1 protein-coding gene is annotated in these 5,433 nt (G+C 67.1%); it reads right to left on the bottom strand.

Annotation, left to right across the window (positions count from 1 at the left end):
* Nucleotides 1-5,269 (bottom strand): non-ribosomal peptide synthetase (locus AZG88_RS00155; RefSeq protein WP_156517397.1); only part of this gene is annotated, 5,269 nt, incomplete at its 3' end.
* Between the last annotated feature and the right edge of the window lie 164 nt (nt 5,270-5,433).

A 5,433-nucleotide genomic window follows, 5' to 3' on the forward strand; every position in this document is an offset into this window, starting at 1 on the left:
TCCACGAACCCACCACCAACGCCCGCTCACCCGGCCCCAGAACCTCCACATCACCGACCGGCGCATCCGGATCCGCAACCACTCCCGCCAGAATCCGGAGGAACCGCTCCCCGAATCCCACGATCGTGTCCGGATCGAACACGTCCGACGCGAACGTGAACGACGCCTCGATGCCTGCTGCCATTCCGGACGCGTCGTAGCGCTCCGCGAGCGTCAACTGCAGATCGAACTTGGACACACCGGAATCGACGTCGAGGATCTCCACCGTCAGTCCCGGCAGGTCGAGGTGCGCCGGGGCGGTGTTCTGGAACTCCAGCAGAACCTGGAACAACGGTGAGTACGCGGTCGAGCGGGTCGGTGCGACTGCGTCGACCACACTCTCGAACGGCACTTCCGCGTGACCGAACGCCGCCAGATCCGCTTCCCGCGCCCGGGACAGCACCTCGCCGAACGTCGCGGCGGGTTCGACGGTGGTCCGCAGGACCAGAGTATTGACGAGCATCCCCACCACGTCGTCGAGTGCCTCCTCGCCGCGTCCGGCGATCGGCGTCCCGATCGCGATGTCTCCGGAACCGCTGAGCCGCGCCGCCAACACCGCCAGCACCGCATGCATCACCATGAACATCGTGGAATTGTGTTGCCGAGCGAGGAGGAGAAGTTCCCGATGCTTTTCCGCGGACACCGAGAACCGGACGATCCCGCCCCGGAGAGCTCTGTCCGCGGGCCTCGGCCGGTCCAATGGAAGATCCATCGCGTCGGGGAGCCCGGACAGCGTCTGCTTCCAGTACTCCAGCTGCGCCGACATCATGCTGCCGGGATTCTCGTCACTGCCGAGGGCCGCCCGCTGCCACAGGCTGTAGTCGGCGTACTGCACCGGGAGCGGCCGCCAGTCGGGCGCCTGCTGCTGCACCCGCGCCGAGTACGCCACCATCAGGTCACGGGCGAGCGGGGCCAGCGACGCTCCGTCCGCCGAAATGTGGTGCACCACCAGCATGAGGACGTGCTCGTCGTGGCCGGTCCGGAACAGGGCACCACGCACGGGCACCTCGGTGCTCACGTCGAACCCCTGAGCAGTCGACTCGGCGATCCGCGCGCGCACTGCGTCCTCGTCTTCGCAGACCGTCGGCACCAGATCCGGAATCACCTCCCTCGGTGACAGGATCACTTGATGCGGTCCGTCCACCGACGCCGGATACACCGTGCGAAGCGATTCGTGTCGTTCGAGGACATCCGCCACCGTCGCCCGGAGCGCCTCCACGTCGAGAGTTCCGGACAGTCGCAGCGCCATCGGAATGTTGTAGGCGGGCGACGAGGTGTCGTACTGATTGACGAACCACATACGTTGCTGGGCAAGCGACAGCGGGATCCGGTCGGGGCGTGTCTGCGCCACCAGGTCCGGGCGGTCGGGGCGCCTCGCGTGGGCACCCTCGATCCATCCTGCCAATGCCTCCACCGTCGGCGCCTCGAACAGGGTCCGCACCACGAGGTCGGCGCCGAGTGCGGCGTTGACCCGCGCGACCACTTTCGTCGCGACCAGTGAATTTCCGCCGAGGTCGAAGAAGCTGTCGTCGAGGCCGATTCGTTCCACACCCAGCACGTCGGCGAACACTCGCGCGACGGCCCGTTCCACCGGAGTGACGGGCGCACGGAACTCGGTGGCCGTGGAGAGGAATTCCGGCGCCGGCAATGCCGCACGATCGAGCTTCCCCACCGGTGTCATCGGGATCTCGTCCAGAATCACGATCGCGGCCGGTACCATGTACGTCGGCAATTGCTCTGCGGCATAGTCGATCAACTCGGCAGGCGCCAGCTGTTGCCCTGCTGCCGGCAGCACGTACGACGCGAGCACCGTGTCGCCGGACGGTGCCGTTCGCGGCATCGTCACCGCGGTCCGCACCCGCGGATGGGTATGGAGGACGGTGTCGATCTCACCGAGCTCGATGCGGAAGCCGCGTACCTTCACCTGGAAATCGCTGCGGCCCAGATACTCCAGCGTGCGGTCGGTGCGCCACCGCACCACGTCCCCGGTACGATACATCCGGCCGCCGGGGCCGCCGAAGGGGTTGGCCACGAACCGTTCCGCCGTCAACGCTGATTTACCGTGATATCCGCGAGCGAGGGCGTCGCCCGAGACGTACAGCTCCCCGGCCACGCCGACCGGCACCGGGTTCAACCGCGCATCGAGGACGACCTCGTGGAATCCGCGGAGCGGACCACCCAACGTGATGGCTCCGTCCGGTGACAACGGTGCACTGATGTTCGACATGACGGTCGCCTCGCTGGGCCCGTACGCGTTGCACAATCTGCGACCGGGCGCCCACCGCTTCACCAGTTCCGGCGGGCACGCCTCGCCACCGAACACCACGTCCCGGAAGTCGGCGAGTCCGTCCGGCTCGACCGTTCCGAGCGCGGCAGTGGTGACGAATCCGTGGGTGACCCGTTCCGACGTCAGGAGGCGGGACAACTCGGCGCCGCCGTAGATCGTGGGCGGAACGATCACCATGGTGGCGGCGGCGGCGAACACGTGCAGGTACTCGGAGACGGACGCGTCGAAACTCGGGGTGGAGAAGTGCAGAATCCGAGAGGTCCGTGTCGCACCGGATCGTGTGCGCTGCTCGGCCGCGAAGTCGTCCAGGCCACCGTGTGTGACCACGACGCCTTTGGGCCGGCCCGTGGAACCGGACGTGTAGATCACGTACGACGGATTCTCCACGCGGAGAGGCCGCGTCCGCTCCGTGTCGGTCACGGCGGCTTCCGGATGCGTCGCACAGAGCGACCGGAATTCTTCGTCGTCGAGCACCAGCCACGGAATGGCGTCCGGTAGCCGGGAACGCACGGCGGACACCGTCACCCCCAGGGCAGCGCCCGAATCGTCGAGCATGTGCTCGATTCGTTCGGCCGGGTAGTTCGGGTCCACCGGCACGTAGGCCGCACCAGACTTGGCCACCGCCAGCATCGACAGCACCGACTCGATCGAGCGAGTCAAGCCCAGTGCCACGAAGTTCTCCGGCCCGATGCCGCGTTCGGCGAGGACGCGTGCCAACTGGTTCGAGCGGTCGTCCAATTCTCGGTACGTCACCTCGACACCGCGATACGAGAGCGCGACACCGGCAGGGTTGGATCGTGCTGCCGCTGAGAATAATTCGGGCAGCGTCCGACCCGGACGTCCCGGCGCGCCGGAGACCGGAACGAGGGTCGCGTGTTCGGTATCGGACAGGATGTCGATGTCGCCGACGGCGAGTGCGGGGTCGCCGGTGACCGCCTCCAGGATTCGGCGGAACCGTTCGCCGAGGCCACGTACCGTGCCGGGGTCGAACAGGTCGGTGGCGAACCCGAGTGTCGCCGCGATGCCGGACGGGATGCCGTCGGCGTCGAAGGCCTCGGCCGCGGTCACCCGTAGGTCGAATCGGCCGAGCCCGGACGTCTCCGCCCCCTCGCGGCACTCGAACAGGACCTGGACGATCGGCGAGTACGCGGGCGAATCGCTGAGCGCGAGTGCCCGGACCACCTGTTCGAAAGGAACGTCGCGGTGCTCGAACGCCTCCTGATCGACGTCGCGGACGTGGCTGAGGAGATGCGTGAAGGAGGTGTCCGGTTCGACGCGGTTGCGGAGCACCACGAGGTTCCGGCCGTCGTGCATCGCGGTCGTCGTTCCGATCGCCACATCCGAGGCACCCGACAGCCGGCTCAGCAGAACGGTGAAGGCCGCGTGCAGCACCGAGAACGTGGTGGTGTCGTGTTCCCGCGCCAGGGTCACCACTCCGGCATGTGCCTCTGCACCGATCGCAACGTCGACGCGGTCTTCCCCCCGGGTTTGCGCGACGGGGCGAGGCCGATCGGACGGCAGATTCAGCACTTCGGGCATCCCCGACAGCCGATCCTTCCAGTACTCGAGTTGGTGCGCCTCGAGGCGTCGTCGCGCACCGTCGAGGGCCGTGGCCTCGTGAATCGTCGCGACGCGAGCCTGCGGGTCGGCCGAGATGAACTCTTCCAGCAGTGCGACGAAGTGCCGGTGATGCAGTCGCAGTGCCGAATCCTCGTATCTGTTCGGGTTGGCCCGGAAATCGACGAAGATCTCGGCCGGCGTCCCGCTCGGGTACACGTTGACCAGCAGATCTTCCACCGGACCCGACGTGACGATGTGGTATTCGCCGACCAGCGGGCCCAGCTGGACGTTCTGATGGAACAGCATGACGTTGACCATGGGGCCGTGGAGTTCGGCGCCAGTGCCCGTGCCCACGTCGCGGCGGATGTCCTCGATACTGCACCGCTGATGCCGCAACGCGCCCATCAGCTCTCGCCTGACCCGCGACACGAGGTCTGCGACCGCCTCTTCCTCGTCGACCGTGATCGGCAGCGGTGCGACGCTGACCATCATGCCGCCGGAGTTGCGCAGCACCGACGTGGTCCGGCCGGACATCGGAACATTCACGAGGACATCGGTTTTCGCCGTGATCCGCGACAGGTAGCAGGCGAAGGCGGCGATGATCGTGACTGCCGCGGTGGCGTTTGCCTGACTGTCGGCGTTGTGGATTCCGGAAACGGCCGCCTCGGACAGCAGGGCACTCTCGACCTTGCTCCTGGCGAGTGCGGGCGCGGGCGCGTCGGCCAGGGTCGATCCGTCGACTGCCTCGACTCGCTTCGCCCAGTACTCCCGATCGGCCACGAAGCGGTCGGAGGACCGGTAGCGGGCGTCGACGTCGTACAGCTCATGCAGGGTCGCGGCTCGACTCGGATCCGGTTCGCGACCGGCCACCGAGGCCGAGTACCGGTGCGCGATGCGGTTGATCAGCGTCATGGCGCCGTATCCGTCGAGCGCGACGTGGTGAATGCGGCTGTACCACAGGTAGTGCGACTCTCCCACGCACAGGATCGAGGTCTCGAACAGTCGATCCGTGTCGAGATCTAGTGGGGCCTGGTAGTCCCGGTCCATCCATTCGTGCGCTGCGGCGACCGGATCGTCCTCACCGCGAAAGTCGATGAAGGCGATGGACGTGTCGGTGGCATGATCCACGTACTGCATCGGCCGGCCGTCGACCTCGACGACCTTGAGGAACGGCGACTGGAACTCGCGGGCCACCGCGATGGTCTCCCGTCGCAACAGGTCGATGTCGAGGTCGCCGTCCAGCTCCACATAGTGCGCTACCGAGATCGGCACCGCGGGGTCGAGTTGCTGCGCGAACCAGGTGGCACGCTGCGCCGCAGACAGCGGGAAGGGCACCGCGCCCGAATCGTGTGTAACCGGCTTCCGCGTGTCGACGGGCTTCACGGCGGTTCCTCCCCATAAGGTATCCCCGACCGCTCACAGCGTGACCGCGTCCTGATCCTGGCTCGCGAATGCGGGAGGCGGTAGCTTTTCCCCGCCCCCCAGAAAATTCGTTCGCCGTCGACAGGGCGCACAGACCCCATCGTCGCACAGCGGCGCGGCTCTGT

It is taken from the genome of Rhodococcus sp. LB1, from assembly GCF_001583455.1.
Classification (GTDB): Bacteria; Actinomycetota; Actinomycetes; order Mycobacteriales; family Mycobacteriaceae; genus Rhodococcus_F; species Rhodococcus_F opacus.